The organism is Agarivorans sp. QJM3NY_25 (assembly GCF_050870875.2).
Taxonomy (GTDB): Bacteria; Pseudomonadota; Gammaproteobacteria; order Enterobacterales; family Celerinatantimonadaceae; genus Agarivorans.
The window spans coordinates 2,539,998-2,555,277 of sequence record NZ_CP194041.2 but is presented as its reverse complement, the minus strand read 5'-3'; the positions used below and the strand labels follow the sequence as shown (position 1 = coordinate 2,555,277).

The following is a 15,280-nucleotide window of genomic DNA, read 5'->3' as shown; positions in this document are numbered from 1 at the left end:
GCCATGAAAAAAGCAGAATTTGTTTTGACTATCGCTAACTGTAACTATATTATGCGCGCCTTATGCAGAAAGTGAAATTACCAGTAGAGATTGACCCGTTTAGGGCGGCTAAGCGAAAGTTAGACTATCAAGGTACTCTTGAGGTTAAGCGTTTGCCCCGTCTAAGCGAAGCAAGCTTGAAAGTGAATAGTGATGTAGACGTCTGGTTACGCTTTGAAACTGACCCTCTGGGGTTGGTTGTCGTTCAAGGCAGAGCGTTAACTGAGGTGGAGTTGGAATGCCAACGTTGTGGTGAAGCGTTTAGTTACGCCATTGATGTTGAGTTTACCTATTCGCCAGTCTGCGATGAATCGCAAGTGGAAGCGTTAACTGAAGATTACGAACCACTACAACTTAATGACGATAACTACTTTGTTGTGCAAGAGTTGATCGAAGACGAGCTATTATTGGCGTTACCGATTATTCCTAGACATTCATTAAGCGATTGTTTAGTGAAAGAAAGCGAACAAGTATTTGGCGAGATTGAGGAAGTAGAGGAAGAATCGAAACCGAATCCATTTGCAGTGTTAGAAAGTTTAAAAAAGAAAGACTAGGAGACTGGGTCAATGGCTGTTCAGAAAAGTAAAGTTACACGTTCAAGACGTGGCATGCGCCGTTCACACGACGCAATTGAAAACAATGTTGCATTAACAACTGACGCAACTTCAGGTGAACTTCACCGTCGTCACCATGTTACTGCTGACGGTTTCTACCGCGGTAACAAGGTAATCAACAAGTAAATTTTTGCATTTTGCAAAAAATTACAATTGCAGTTGATGCAATGGGGGGCGATGTTGGCCCCCATGTTACAGTGCCTGCCGTTGCGCAGGCACTTAACTATTACCCTCATCTTAATATTATCTTAACTGGCGACAAGCAGGTGGTTGAGACTTTGCTCGTTAGCCACAAAATCAATCTTCACCCTCGATTCAATTTTATTCATACCTCACAGGTAGTGAGTGCGAATGATAAACCGTTAATCGCACTTCGTTCCCGTCGACATTCATCGATGCGCCTTGCCTTAGACCTAGTTCATCAGCGCCAAGCTGATGCTTGCATCAGTGCCGGTAATACAGGTGCTTTAATGGCGATGGCCAAGGTTGTGCTAAAGCTGCTTCCGGGGATCGAACGCCCTGCATTGGTCAGTCATTTACCCGAGGAAAATGGGCGAGGCAGTTTATTATTGGATTTGGGGGCGAATTCGAGTTGTGACTCCGATGTTTTAATGCAATTTGCCCTAATGGGTTCTGCTTTGGCCGAGAGTGTCTGGGGAATGACTCGTCCACGGGTTGCATTACTAAATATTGGTGAGGAACAAATTAAGGGTAACGATGTCGTAAAACAAACGGCCCAACTTCTTGAAAACTTAAACGCAATAAATTATATCGGCTTTGTCGAAGGTAATCAGTTATTTAGTGGTAAGGCTGACGTGATCGTGTGCGATGGTTTTGTTGGTAATGTTGCACTAAAAACAGCGGAAGGTGTCTCTCAGCTGATACTGTCAAAATTAAAAAACCAATTTGATGTAAATTGGTTTGCGCGTTTTGTACTCAAACTATTTCTTCCGAGTTTTAAAACTCAGTTAAAACAACTGAACCCCGACCAGTATAATGGCGCCAGTCTGTTAGGATTGCGCGGTATTGTGATTAAAAGTCATGGTCATGCCGATGAACAAGCATTTCTTCAAGCTATTCATCAAGCGGTTGCCGAAATACAGCAACAAGTTCCTAGCCGTATTACCGACAAACTTGAATCATTATTAATTGATAAGCATTAAATCATTTATGTACTCAAAAATTTTATCTACCGGTAGTTACCTACCAATTAACGTGAGAACCAACTCTGATCTTGAGCGCATGGTAGAGACGAGCGATCAGTGGATCACTGATCGTACAGGGATTAAAGAGCGTCGAATTGCGGGTAACGATGAGTCTGTTGCAGACATGGGATTTTATGCAGCACAGTTGGCAATTGAGCGTGCAGCTATTGACAAAAGCGACATTGGCTTAATCATCCTTGCCACGACTTCAAGCGAAAATGCATTTCCCGCTGCGGCCTGTGAAGTGCAAGCTAAATTGGAGTTACCCGGGGTTCCCGCTTTTGATATCGCCGCAGCTTGCGCAGGTTTTACCTATGCACTGAGTGTTGCGGACCAATATATTAAGAGTGGTCTTGTTAAAACCGCGTTAGTCATCGGCGCAGACAAGTTGTCTCATATGTGTGATCCCGATGATCGTTCCACCATTATTCTATTCGGCGATGGTGCTGGCGCAGTTCTATTGGGAGCAAGCGAAGAACCCGGAATTTTGTCTACTCATATTCATGCTGATGGTCGATTTGGTGAATTGCTTAAATTACCTCATCCACGCCGTGGTATGTCAGGCTCTACCATGGAATCATATATGAGCATGAGTGGTAATGAAGTATTTAAAGTTGCCGTGACTCGCCTCAGTGAAATTGTGACCGATACATTGCAGGCAAACGGAGTCGAAAAATCAGCATTAGATTGGTTAGTTCCTCACCAAGCTAACTTTAGAATTATTAAAGCCACAGCCAAAAAGCTCGCTATGCCGATAGAGAAAGTTGTGTTGACTTTGGACCGACATGGTAATACTTCGGCGGCATCAGTGCCGATTGCTTTAGATGAAGCGGTAACCGATGGTCGCATTCAACGCGGGCACCTTGTATTATTAGAGGCCTTTGGTGGCGGTTTTGCATGGGGCAGTGCCCTAGTTAGATTTTAACAATTAGGATAGAAGATGAATAATTTAGCATTCGTATTTCCAGGCCAAGGTTCACAAAGTGTGGGCATGTTGGCTGAATTGGCGAACGAGTATTCTGTGGTAGCGGATACCTTAAAACAAGCATCTGAAGTTCTAGGCTATGATTTAGCCGAACTTATTGCGAATGGGCCTGTCGAAGATTTGAATGTCACCAGTCGTACTCAACCTGCATTATTAGCCACATCAGTCGCCCTATGGCGACTTTGGCAGGAACTTGGTGGCACAATGCCAAGCTTATTAGCTGGACACAGCTTAGGCGAGTATTCAGCCTTAACTTGCGCCGGTGTATTAGATTTTGCTGATGCACTGAAGTTGGTTGAATACCGTGGCCAGTTGATGCAACAAGCTGTTCCTGCTGGGGTTGGTGCCATGTCTGCAATCATTGGTTTAGGTAATCAAGACATTATTGATGCTTGCGAGAAAGCTGCGCAAGACCAAGTGGTGACAGCTGTTAATTTTAACTCTCCGGGTCAAGTGGTTATCGCCGGGCACAAAGAAGCAGTCGAGCGAGCCAACGTATTATGTAAAGAAGCGGGTGCAAAAAGAGCCTTGCCGTTGCCGGTAAGCGTACCGTCTCACTGCGCGTTAATGCAGCCTGCAGCCGATGAATTAGCAGGCTATATTGAAGGGATTCAATTCTCTGAGCCCAAATTCGACGTGATTAATAACGTTGATGTTGCCATTGAGAAAGATGCCAAAGCGATTAAATTAGCGTTAATTAAGCAGCTTTATAGCCCAGTACGTTGGACTGAAACCATCGAAGCCATGGCAGCCAAAGGCATTGAAACTGTATATGAGTGTGGTCCGGGCAAAGTATTGACAGGATTGGTAAAACGAATTCATAAACCATTGGTAGCAGCGACTATTAATGATTTGACATCGATTAAGTCTGCATTAGATAAGTAACGAGGAATATTGATGACTTTACAAGGTAAAGTAGCACTAGTAACGGGAGCCAGTCGTGGAATTGGTCGCGCAATCGCCGAAACGTTGGTTGCCAAAGGCGCTATCGTTATTGGTACCGCAACATCGCAGAAAGGGGCGGAGTCAATCGGTGACTACCTCGGAGAGCATGGTACAGGGCTCGCCTTGGATGTAACCTCCAGCGAATCTATTCAGCAGTTGTTTATCGATATTAAAGAAAAATATGGCGATATCGATATTTTGATCAATAATGCTGGGATTACTCGCGATAACCTGTTGATGCGAATGAAAGATGACGAGTGGGAAGACATAATCAATACTAATCTCAGCTCTATCTTTCGTTTAAGTAAAGCGGTATTACGCTCGATGATGAAAAAACGCCATGGGCGTATTATCAGCATCGGCTCCGTGGTTGGCACGATGGGTAATGCGGGTCAGGCAAATTATGCGGCTGCGAAAGCCGGTGTACTTGGTTTCACCCGTTCTTTAGCGCGCGAAGTTGCCTCTAGAGGGATCACCGTAAATGCGATTGCACCTGGTTTTATTGAAACAGATATGACTCGGGCACTTGACGAGAATCAACGTGGTGCTATCTTGTCGCAAGTGCCTATGGGCCGTTTAGGTGATGCTGAAGAGATAGCAAAGACGGTTGCATTTTTGGCCAGCGACGATGCTGCTTATATTACCGGTGAAACCATTCATGTGAATGGCGGAATGTACATGGTTTAAGCAATGGCTTAAAAAAAACGCAAAAAATTGATAGATCGCAAGTTTTTCATAAAAATAACTACGAAAAATGTGGTTAGACCACTACGGTTAGGCTTGCAAAGTATCTCGGTTTGAATACACTATCGCAACAACGCAGAAGCGTATTACTAAGGAAAAATATTGTCATGAGTGCAATTGAAGAACGTGTTAAAAAAATCATCATTGAGCAACTTGGTGTAAGTGAAGACGAAGTTAAAAACGAAGCGTCTTTTGTTGATGACCTAGGTGCTGATTCTTTAGATACAGTAGAATTGGTTATGGCTTTGGAAGAAGAATTTGATACTGAGATTCCTGATGAAGAAGCTGAAAAAATAACTACTGTACAAGCTGCAATTGATTACGTTCTAAATAATCAAGATTAGTTAAAAAGTGGGCGACATAGGTCGCCCATTTTGCATCCCCCTAAGATAAGTAAATCCCCCCTTGGAGGCATTTCAGTGACTAAGCGTAGAGTCGTTGTTACTGGTATTGGTGCGTTATCACCAGTAGGTAATACCGCTGAATTAACTTGGCAGGCACTCAAAGCAGGCCAAAGTGGTATTGGGCCAATTGAGCATTTCGATATATCCGCATTTCCCACCCGTTTTGCTGGTCTCGTTAAAGACTTCAATGTAGAACAGTTCATGAGTAAGAAAGATGCTCGTAAAATGGACGCGTTTATTCAATATGGTGTCGCTGCTGGCATCATGGCTTTCGAAGATTCGGGTATTGAAGTCTCCGAAGAAAACGCTGACCGGATTGGTGTATCAATTGGTTCGGGCATTGGCGGATTAGGCTTAATTGAGCAAAATCACGAACATTATTTAAAAAATGGACCGCGTAAAATTAGTCCGTTTTTTGTTCCATCAACCATTATCAATATGGTAGCTGGGCATCTTTCTATTATGAAAGGCCTTAAAGGACCGAACATTGCGGTTACGACAGCCTGTACCACAGGCGCTCATGCTATTGGTTTGGCTGCCAGAATGATCGCCTATGGCGATGCTGATACGATGGTGGCTGGCGGTGCTGAAAAAGCATCAACTCATTTAGGTATGGGCGGTTTTGGTGCTGCCAAAGCGCTATCCACTCGCAACGATGATCCATCAAAGGCGAGTCGGCCTTGGGATCAGGATCGCGATGGTTTTGTATTAGGCGATGGCGCTGGCGTGATTGTGCTTGAAGAATATGAAGCGGCAAAAGCTCGTGGCGCTAAGATTTATGCAGAGCTCGTTGGTTTTGGGATGAGTGGTGACGCTTACCATATGACATCTCCACCAGCTGACGGTGATGGTGCTGCACGTTCGATGGCAGCAGCGATTAAAGATGCCGGCATTGATGCTGCGGATATTGATTACATTAATGCCCACGGTACCTCGACTCCGGCAGGTGATATCGCAGAAACTCAAGCGGTGAAAACGGTATTTGGTGAACATGCTAAAACCGTATTGGTTAGCTCGACTAAATCGATGACCGGTCATCTATTAGGTGCCGCAGGCGCTGTTGAAGCGATTATTTCTGTATTAGCAATCCGAGATCAAATCGCTCCGCCAACCATCAACTTGGAAAACCCAAGTGAAGGTTGTGATTTAGATTATGTGGTTGGTCAAGCACGCGAAGCTAAAATCGATTACGCTTTATCCAATTCTTTTGGTTTTGGTGGCACCAACGGTTCGTTAGTATTTAAGAAAGTTGACGATTAAACTCACTTCGATACTATGAAAAATTGAAAGCCTGATGTTCATATCAGGCTTTTTTATGTTTAGGGGCATCACAATTGAAAGTGGTTAACGTTAATAGTCATGATCGTGGTTTAAACTATGGAGATGGTTTTTTCACCACGGTGTTAATTGCTCAAGGCAAACCTGTGCTATGGGATTACCATTGCCAGAGACTGGTAGCCGCGCAACAACAATTGGGATTTCCACAACTTGATTTAGATAGTCTGTACATAGAACTATTAAGTCGAATTGAGCATCCACATGCGGTTGCAAAAATATTGATTTCCCGAGGTGTCGGTGGGCGAGGGTATGCAATTCCAGACAAAGTTGAACCGACGCTGCTTATTTCGATGTCTGCTTACCCCGAGCATTATACATGTTGGCAACAAGATGGCTTAAGTTTAGGGGTGGCCGGCCAACGCTTGGCAGCTGGCTGTAGCTTTTCTTCCATAAAGACGCTCAATCGTTTAGAACAAGTGATGTTGCGCAAGGAAGCGGATCAATCTAAGTTTGATGATTTGATTTGTCTGGATATTTTTGATCACTTGATTGAATGTGTATCTTCTAACTTATTCTGGTTAAAAGGAAATACGCTATATAGTCCTGATCTCAAGACGGCTGGTGTCGCAGGGATCCAGCGTCGGTTTCTGATGGACCACTGTCATCATTCGCCTTACAAATGGCAGGTAGGCCAATTTCAACTTGATGAACTCGCAGCAGCAGATGAAATTTTTATTAGCAATGCCGTCCTCCAGTTTGCACCTATAAAACAGTTCAATGAGCGAGTATTCACAGAGCATCATGCTTGTCGTTGGTTTCAACAGTTGGTAATTCGTTTTGCGTAAATTTTTTATTAGCGTCATGCTGTTAGCCATGTTGGTAAGCATTGGCTTTATAAGTTTCAAACATTTTCTGGAACAACAATGGAACCAACAGAGGAGCAGCCAAGTGGCATTGCTTGCTGTTGAGCCAGGCGATAATTTTTATAAGATGGTTAACTTGGCATTTACTGATGCCGAGCAAGACAATTGGTGGTTAAGGTTTTGGATTAAGCTCAATCCACAATTTGGGAAGATAAAAGTTGGTCACTACCAACTGGCTAAACACCTTAGCTATGCGACGCTTAGTCAGTTGTTAACGAGCGGTAATGTGGTGCAGCTGAAAGTAAGTTTGATTGAAGGGGAAACCTTTAAACAATTTTGGCAAAAGTTAAACCAAGCCGAAGGCATCAAATCGAGTTCGAAAACTGAGCAAGAACTAGCCTCTTGGTTGGGCAGTGAACGGAGCAAGTTAGAAGGTTTGTTGTTACCGGAAACCTATTTTTACGTCCACGGTACTTCTGCGGAAGAAATTGTTAAACGAGCTTATTTAGCTTTAGACAAAACACTGCTTGCTCATTGGCAGCTACGGGATAAACATTTACCTTTAGCCAAGCCCTATGACGCGCTTATTTTAGCCTCTATTATTGAAAAGGAAACGGGCGCAAAATTCGAGCGTCCGCGAATTGCATCGGTATTTATTAACCGTCTAAATAAAGGCATGCGTTTACAAACCGATCCTACGGTTATTTATGGCATGGGGGACCGTTACGATGGTAATATTCGTCGTAAAGATCTACGTGAGGCTACCGAATATAATACTTATGTAATTAAAGCCTTACCGCCCACACCGATAGCGATGGCGAGTGAAGACGCTATCGCTGCAGCCTTAAACCCTGAACACACCCAATATTTATATTTTGTCGCGAAGGGTCGTGGTGAACATTATTTTTCAAAATCGCTAGCAGAGCACAATCGTGCTGTACGTAAATACATTTTAAAGAAGTAGATGATGACTCCTGGAAAATTTATTGTAATAGAAGGCTTGGAAGGCGCAGGTAAAAGCAGTGCAGTTAGCGCGATTCAAACGGTCCTGAATCACCGTGATATCCCATTTATTAGCACCCGAGAGCCCGGTGGAACGCCAATTGCTGAAGCCCTACGAGACATTGTGAAGCAGGGGATGGCAAACGAACATGTATGTGATAGTACGGAATTGTTGCTGATGTATGCCGCGCGCGCGCAATTGGTAGAAACGCTGATCCGTCCCGCTTTAGCGAACGGTACCTGGGTTATCGGTGATCGCCATGACTTAAGTTCACTCGCCTATCAAGGTGGCGGGCGAGAGCTGGGAATGGCCAAGCTAAAAGCGATTAAGCAGATTGCAATTGGTGATTTTGAACCTGATCTCACCTTGTACTTAGATATTGAGCCGAGTTTAGGCTTGAGTCGAGCCCGCCAGCGCGGAGAGCTCGATCGTATCGAGCAGCAAGATTTGAACTTCTTTGAACGTACTCGAGAAGTTTATCTACAGCAAGTTGCAGAAAAAGAGAGCATCATGCTTATCGATGCCAGCCAAAACATGGAGCAAGTCGCCGCGTCCATTACGGCGATACTTATCCAATATGTAGATAATATCTAAGCGAGAGTCATTTATGAGTTTGCCCTGGTTAGGCCCAATTTGGAAGCAGTTAGCTTCACAGCTACAACAACAGCACTTTCCTCAATCCATACTATTAAGAGGAGAGAAAGGCCTGGGCAAGCAGCAAATGGCACAATTTCTTGCGAAAACACTGTTATGTACTGAACAGACTCACCAAGCTTGTAATGCTTGTCATAGCTGTCAGGTATTTGAGGCGAATAATCATGGTGGCTTGTATCAGGTGAATCAAGACAAGCCAAAGCTTGATGATATTCGAGAGCTTAGCGCTTGGGCGGGCCAAACTAGTCACCTCGGGCCACATAAGGTTGCTATTATTCACGATATTAGCTTACTCAACGATGCTTCTAATAATGCCTTATTGAAAACACTTGAAGAACCTGTTGATGGCACCTTTTTCATACTCATTAACCACTTACCGTTTAAAGCGATGCCAACCATTCGCAGTCGTTGCCAATCATTTAACCTTCCAACTCCACCACTTGAGTTAGTCAAAACTTGGCTGGTGAAACAAAAAATAAGACTCGATGAAAATTTTCTGCTGATACACCGTTTTTGTAATGGTGCGCCGTTAATCATGGCTGAGTTTTATCGCCAGCAATCACTGAAAGATTTACAGCTGTTTTTAACGCAGTACCAGCAGATGGTTCATGGTCAAACACATAAACTCGGCGATATAATACAAAAACAACCGGCACAACTATCATGGTTAGGCCATACGCTGGCTTTAAGCAGCAGTATTCGTGGAGGATTACTTAATCAAGCATTGTTCCCACAATTACCAGTCAAGCAGTTATCAGCTTCAACCTTAAACAAAGCATACCAAGATTGGTTATTGTTGGTGAAACAGCTAGAATCATTTCCAAGTTTAAATCTTGGCCAGCAGCTCTACCCATTATTCAATCGATTTAAGGAACCCGTTTCGTGTTAGTTGACTCTCATTGCCACTTAGACCGATTAGATTACCCAGGCAAACATAACAATGTCGCCGATGCTTTAAGTAAAGCGAAACAAGCGGGGGTCGATTATTGTTTGGCGGTTGCTATTTCGCCGGATAAGTTTCCGGCGATGATGGAAAAAGTCGAACAATTCGATAATGTATTTGCCTCTTGTGGTATGCATCCATTGTATGTTCAAGAGCAAGCCTTCGATAAAGCTTTACTCGCTCAATATCTTCAGCAAGCTAAAGTGGTTGCTGTGGGTGAAACTGGCTTAGACTATTTTTATGCAAAAAAACATAAAGAGTTACAGCAGACTGTATTTATTGAGCAGATCCAATTAGCGGTTGAATACAACAAACCTTTAATTGTGCATACTCGTGATGCTCGAGACGATACCCTACGTTTATTGGCTGAGCATCGGGCAGAGCAATGTGGCGGTGTATTACACTGTTTTACCGAAAGTTTAGAGATGGCTCTCGCGGCCATCGAAATGGGTTTTTATATATCAGCGTCTGGCATTATTAGTTTTAATTCAGCAAAAGAATTACAAAAGACCTTTAAGCAGATCCCCCTCGAACGTATTCTCGTTGAAACGGATAGTCCTTACTTAGCGCCGATCCCACATCGCGGTGAAGAGAACCAACCAGCCTATACCCGGGTGGTAGCGGAGTGTTTAGCGAATATCAAAGGCATCAGTTTTGAGCAAGTCGCAGAACAGACCAGTCATAATTTCTTTGAGTTATTTAGTTTAGCTAAACCTTAAAAAGACATCTCCACTCTAATCCTTGAGTGGAGAGTAGGGGAAGGGCTCTTTAAAGAGCCTTGCGCTAATAATCATTTAATTCCAATCTAACTAATTATCTGTTCATTTTTGTTGGCCCAAATCACCGCTAACTGGGTTATGTATCCTGTAGTTAGAGTCACTAGTGACTTCACTTCATGCCTCGTTATCGGCAGATTTATTGTGCGCAATAAGTTACTCATATGATGAATCAGATTGGTATAAGTCTAGCTGTCAACACTGACTTTGCAAACTCAATATAGGCCTTTGTCTTTGACCAATTCTCGCGGGTAAGCATTCTTAATCTTGTTGCGGATCCACTTTCCTAAACCAATCACTTGGTCTTTATAAATTAAGGCTATTTCACCACGATTACTATTTGGGTAGGCGATATCTTTTCCCTGATAAAAGTGATGTGCTTGCTGTTCATCAAGTGTGACCGTATTTTTCCCGATCAAAGCGCCTAAGCTGGTGATCGCATCATGGCTGGTTCGAAAACCTTGCTTGAATGATTCGGCAAGCTTTAGACCTACTCGTTCAAAACGCATTTCATCCTTTATGGCTAAGAACGTATCGGGGATTAACCAATAGCTGTCGCCCTTTATAAATACGCTATAGGATTCTGGCAGACTTAAAGCAAAACCATCCGTAAAGTGCCGTTTAATCGCTTGGTATTGTTTGGTATTGGCTTTATGGTAAGTAAAACCCTTAATATTTTTTTGTATTTTCTCTGCTGACAATCCATGCGTTGTTTTACGCAGGGCTGCAACAAAGAAGCCTTCACTATCGAAATATTGCGGCCATATATGCAAGTAACCTTCCTCGGTTAAGGCTCGCTCAGCACCGGGAAATAAATCGGCAAGTTGAAGTGGGGCTAACTGCTTCGGATATTCAGACATCAAGCGGGAGATAACTTGCTGGTTTTCTTGTCGATTGAGGGTGCAGGTGGAATATACCAATAAGCCTCCAGGCTTCAAAGCAAACAGAGCACTTTCCAAGAGCTTAAATTGTAAGGCGGAGATCTCGCTCAGGTGCTGTTCACTCCAGTTTTCTAAGGCTAAGGGATCTTTTCTTAAGGTGCCTTCACCAGAGCATGGTGCATCCAATAAAATGGCATCAAATTTTTCAGGCATCCACTGGCCAAATACTTCCGCGCTAAAGTGAGTGATAGCAGCGTTATTTACACCACAGCGTAATAAGTTTGCACTAAGCACTTTAATTCGACTAGCTGAAAACTCATTGGCAATGATGACGCCACAACCGTTGAGCTGAGCGGCAATTTGAGTGGTTTTTGACCCTGGGGCGGCGGCGGCATCCAAAATGAGGCTGTCGTCTTGTCCTTGGTAAAAATTAAACAAAGCACTCACTGGCAACATCGAGCTTGCTTCTTGGATATAAAATAGCCCGGCCATATGTTCAGCAGTATTACCTAAAGAAACACTGTCTTCTGCACGATCGATCCAAAAGCCTTGTTCACACCAAGGAATAGGCTGCAATTGCCAATCAAGTTGGTCTGCAAGGCTGATAAATGCCGAGACCGATATTTTTAAAGTATTGACTCGAATACTCTTGCGCAAAGGTTGTTGGCATATGTCTTTAAAGCTTGCCAAACTCAAATCGTTAGGTAGATCTTGTTCAATACGCGAAATGAACTGGCTGGGAAAGTTAATCGTTTTCGACAAAATAAATAGATTTCAGTTAAGGTTGAATTGATGGGCTCCATTGTAGCCATTTTTCATCATAAGTGGACTGCAATTCAAACTTATCTTCGTTTGCGGCTGCTTTCGCTAAGGGCAGTTTATCTGGAGTTGCAAAAGCAATCCCCCCACTGAGTAGTGTTTCCATTGAATCCACTCGAATGTCTGCGCCACTTAAACCCAGTTTCACATCGATACCGGATGCATTCCAAAAAAGGCTATTGGCTCTCACTAAGTGACGATATTTAGAGTTTATCTTCAGTCTAGCCATGATTTTAGAACCATCAAGGCTTAACTTAGCTGCATCGACTTTACCCACCTGGTATTGCTTATATAACACTGGGCTACCAACTTTCAAAGAACCAAAGTGGCTAGCACTAAGCCACACAATCAAGGCCTTACGATCGGTATTGGGTTGCTGTTTATGTAAACTAAATTCTAGCCTAGGCTGACCTTTGCCAGGTAAGGCACTGATAAAGTCACCTTTTACTAGCGTGTCTAAGTTTTTAACAGAAGAAAGGCTGAGCTGTGCACTCTCTTGCCAATAGAGGCTACCAGTTCGAGCAAAATTACGATAATAAGGATAATCAAGTTCAGCTGTTGCGGTTAATCCGCTGAGCGAATCGTCAAAGCTTAAATCGACGATTCTTCCAATTTGCTGGCCTTGGTATTTTATTGGCATATGCCGGCGTAAACCTTGAGCATCTTGACTATGCAGCTTGATGGTCAGTTGTCGTTTGGTCGCAGATTGCTTATCTTTGTGGACTATTCTCTGGGTTTCTTTGGCTAATTGATCAAACTGGTCAACACTTATTCCGCCAATCATTAGGCTTTTGAGCGACTCACTATTCACTGATAGCCCATCAAGGCTGGCTTGAATTTCGATGCCTGATGCGTGCCAAAAACGGCTGTGGTTGGTGATAAGGTGTCTATATTGCCCTTCAATGATAAGATCAATTTGTAACTCGCCATTCGCGGCCAATTGATAATGGCTCACTTTTCCTATCGGTAATTTGTGGTATAGAACCGGCGAGCCTTCTCCAAGTGAGCCCAATTCTTCAGTCATTAAACGTAACTTAAGCGCCGGTTGCGATTTCTCTTTAGAAAGTTTCGCAGCTTGTTGGTTTGGGTAGAGAGTGAATTGTTTTTGGGTCGAAGCGGTGGTGCTTGTTCCCGGCATTAAGACAATCGGCGTGTTTAAAAAACCACTTAAGCCACTACTTTCCACACTAATACCATTGATGTCAGCTCGCAGAGCTAAGGGACTCTGTAAGTAGAAACGACTATTTTTTGAAACCAGTGATACATAATCAGGCTCAATAAAGGCATCTATCTCAAAATGACGCTTAACTAAACGTATATTACTTAATTGACCAATGCTCAGGCCTTGATAGATAACAGGACTACCAATGGTAAGATCGCGCACGTTATCGCTTAGTAAGCGTAACGACTTACTGCCTAAAGGTGGTTTTACGGTTTGCGATAATCGAAAGCTATTTTGTAGTTCTTGAGGGGAGGGGTCGCTATAGACTTCAATTTGTTTTGCACCGATCAAAGCATCAATATTTTTGAACCCCTTAAGACTGATGTTCGGTTTAATTAGTACCAGTTGTGTGCTCTGGTTAAACAGCCCTTCGTACTTGGGTTCAACTAGAGCTTTGGCCACAAAATCATCTTGGCTACTGTTAGTGTTTATCTCAGTAATGAAACCGACGACAGCGCCGCGATAGAGCAATTTACTACGTTGCGCAATCAGGCCATATTGTTTTGCCATGGTAATTTCAATGACTTTGCCGCGATGGGCCTCTTGCAAGTTATTAAAAAGTTTAAATTGGTGACCCTTGACTGCGACAGGAGAATCCGGGGGGCTATCAAAACTGATCCCGCCCGTAATAACACTGGCTAAACCTTCACTGCTAATTTGCATCCCGTCCAGAGAGATATCGGCTTTAAAACCACTTACATTCCAAAAGTGCGAATTAGTCTTCACTAAATGTGCAAATTGCGGCTTAATCAAGATGTCAAATTCAACTTGTAGGTCATTTTTAAGCTGAAATCGCTGTACATCCCCAACCTTGATCTTTTTATAGTAGATACCGGAGCCGATATTTAAAGAACCTAAATCAGCGGCACTTAGTTTTAAGTTTAAACCTTCCCCACGCACTATATTGGGAGGCTCATTTAGCGCGACAAACTGATCGGCAAGTTCTCCAGTTCCTGGATTTAGTTCGATGTAGTTTCCGGATACTAAGGCATCTAAACCGCTAATTTCGGTGATTGATGCTTTTGGACGAACTAACCAGAACTGGGCATCGCTAGTAAGAAGACTTTCTGCTTCGCGTTTGATTTCAACTTTTACCACCACGCCCTGAAGTTTAGGACCCAGTTTGACTGACTTAACCACACCGATATCGAGCCCTTGGTAAAATACTTGGGTTTGACCTGTTGTGATGCCTTGGGCGCTTTCGAAAACAATATCAATTTTTATCCCCGCTTCTGACCAGGCCTTAAATAGTAACCATCCGCCGAGTAATACAGCCAAAATGGGTAGCAGCCAAATGGGAGAAATAATTCGCTCTTTTTTATACTCTGCGGTACTAATTTTATTCAATTTCTTTATCCCAAATGAGTCTGGTATCGAAAGACTTCGCAGCAAATAAGGTCAATAGCACCACTGCACCAAAGGCAGTTGCCCCTGCACCCGCTTCCACGCCAACCAAATTATTACGCTCAAATACCGCGATCATAATCGACAATACAAATAAATCTAACATTGACCACTTACCTATAATGTCGATGATCCGATAAATAACAATACGTTGCTTGTTAGTTAAGTTAAAACGGAAATGTAAGCTTAATAATATGACCGCTAAGCCGATGAGTTTCATGACCGGAACAACAATACTGGCGACAAAAACCACAATGGCAATTCCGACCATGTCATCTTTAATCAATGAAGCGACTCCCGACATAATGGTTTCGTATTGCGGAGCCCCCCGAGTAGTCAGCACCGTAATCGGTAATAAATTCGCAGGGAATAGACCGATGGTAGCGGTGATAACGAAAGCCCAACAGCGCTGTAAACTATTCGGTAATCGACTATGCACTGGCATATGACAACGTGGACAAGTCGCCTGTTCAACTGGCATCGTTAATTCGCAATGCCTGC

General features: G+C 43.3%; 16 protein-coding genes. 13 read left to right on the top strand and 3 right to left on the bottom strand.

Going from position 1 to position 15,280, the window contains the following annotated elements; genetic code table 11:
- Positions 1-62: 62 nt before the first annotated feature.
- The 13 genes from yceD to ACRRSW_RS11790 all read left to right on the top strand — a co-directional run bounded on the left by yceD (position 63) and on the right by ACRRSW_RS11790 (position 10,396).
- On the top strand, positions 63-593 hold the full coding sequence (gene yceD / locus ACRRSW_RS11850; protein WP_432453034.1) for a 23S rRNA accumulation protein YceD: 531 nt from the start codon (positions 63-65) through the stop codon (positions 591-593).
- Between the two features lie 12 nt (positions 594-605).
- The gene (gene rpmF, locus ACRRSW_RS11845; RefSeq protein ID WP_432453035.1) at positions 606-779 is read left to right on the top strand and encodes a 50S ribosomal protein L32; all 174 of its coding nucleotides are present in this window, start codon (positions 606-608) and stop codon (positions 777-779) included.
- A gap of 11 nt (positions 780-790) precedes the next feature.
- Complete coding sequence (plsX, locus tag ACRRSW_RS11840) at positions 791-1,816, top strand: phosphate acyltransferase PlsX (RefSeq protein WP_432453036.1); 1,026 nt, start codon at positions 791-793, stop codon at positions 1,814-1,816.
- A 7-nt stretch (positions 1,817-1,823) separates the two neighbouring features.
- The gene (locus ACRRSW_RS11835) at positions 1,824-2,783 is read left to right on the top strand and encodes a beta-ketoacyl-ACP synthase III (protein ID WP_432459438.1); all 960 of its coding nucleotides are present in this window, start codon (positions 1,824-1,826) and stop codon (positions 2,781-2,783) included.
- Between the two features lie 15 nt (positions 2,784-2,798).
- Entirely contained in the window at positions 2,799-3,728 is a 930-nt protein-coding gene (gene fabD, locus ACRRSW_RS11830; RefSeq protein WP_432459437.1) for an ACP S-malonyltransferase, read from the top strand.
- 12 nt (positions 3,729-3,740) lie between these two features.
- On the top strand, positions 3,741-4,475 hold the full coding sequence (gene fabG, locus ACRRSW_RS11825) for a 3-oxoacyl-ACP reductase FabG (protein ID WP_432459436.1): 735 nt from the start codon (positions 3,741-3,743) through the stop codon (positions 4,473-4,475).
- A 164-nt stretch (positions 4,476-4,639) separates the two neighbouring features.
- On the top strand, positions 4,640-4,876 hold the full coding sequence (gene acpP / locus ACRRSW_RS11820; RefSeq protein ID WP_016403339.1) for an acyl carrier protein: 237 nt from the start codon (positions 4,640-4,642) through the stop codon (positions 4,874-4,876).
- Positions 4,877-4,951: 75 nt separating this feature from the next.
- Positions 4,952-6,196 carry a beta-ketoacyl-ACP synthase II gene (gene fabF / locus ACRRSW_RS11815; protein ID WP_432453042.1) on the top strand — a complete coding sequence of 415 codons (1,245 nt, stop codon included), beginning with the start codon at positions 4,952-4,954 and terminating at the stop codon, positions 6,194-6,196.
- 80 nt (positions 6,197-6,276) lie between these two features.
- Positions 6,277-7,059 carry an aminodeoxychorismate lyase gene (gene pabC / locus ACRRSW_RS11810; protein WP_432461115.1) on the top strand — a complete coding sequence of 261 codons (783 nt, stop codon included), beginning with the start codon at positions 6,277-6,279 and terminating at the stop codon, positions 7,057-7,059.
- Positions 7,052-8,041 (top strand): endolytic transglycosylase MltG, encoded by a 990-nt coding sequence (gene mltG, locus ACRRSW_RS11805; RefSeq protein ID WP_432459435.1) that lies wholly within the window; start codon positions 7,052-7,054, stop codon positions 8,039-8,041. The genes pabC and mltG overlap by 8 nt, the downstream gene beginning before the upstream one ends.
- On the top strand, positions 8,042-8,674 hold the full coding sequence (gene tmk / locus ACRRSW_RS11800; protein WP_432459434.1) for a dTMP kinase: 633 nt from the start codon (positions 8,042-8,044) through the stop codon (positions 8,672-8,674).
- Between the two features lie 13 nt (positions 8,675-8,687).
- On the top strand, positions 8,688-9,623 hold the full coding sequence (locus ACRRSW_RS11795) for a DNA polymerase III subunit (protein WP_432459433.1): 936 nt from the start codon (positions 8,688-8,690) through the stop codon (positions 9,621-9,623).
- Positions 9,617-10,396: a TatD family hydrolase gene (locus tag ACRRSW_RS11790; RefSeq protein WP_432459432.1), complete on the top strand. Its 780-nt coding sequence runs from the start codon at positions 9,617-9,619 to the stop codon at positions 10,394-10,396. Before ACRRSW_RS11795 ends, ACRRSW_RS11790 begins: the two co-directional genes overlap by 7 nt.
- A gap of 272 nt (positions 10,397-10,668) precedes the next feature.
- On the opposite strand, the gene rsmF is transcribed toward ACRRSW_RS11790, so the two are convergent.
- From rsmF to ACRRSW_RS11775, 3 genes are read right to left on the bottom strand one after another with little or no spacing between them, the layout of a single operon-like run.
- Positions 10,669-12,096, bottom strand: a complete 1,428-nt coding sequence (gene rsmF, locus ACRRSW_RS11785) for a 16S rRNA (cytosine(1407)-C(5))-methyltransferase RsmF (protein ID WP_432459431.1) — start codon at positions 12,094-12,096, stop codon at positions 10,669-10,671.
- A 16-nt stretch (positions 12,097-12,112) separates the two neighbouring features.
- Entirely contained in the window at positions 12,113-14,722 is a 2,610-nt protein-coding gene (locus ACRRSW_RS11780; RefSeq protein ID WP_432459430.1) for an MlaD family protein, read from the bottom strand.
- Positions 14,715-15,260, bottom strand: coding sequence for a paraquat-inducible protein A (locus ACRRSW_RS11775; RefSeq protein ID WP_432459429.1), 546 nt, complete (start codon positions 15,258-15,260; stop codon positions 14,715-14,717). The genes ACRRSW_RS11780 and ACRRSW_RS11775 overlap by 8 nt, the downstream gene beginning before the upstream one ends.
- Between the last annotated feature and the right edge of the window lie 20 nt (positions 15,261-15,280).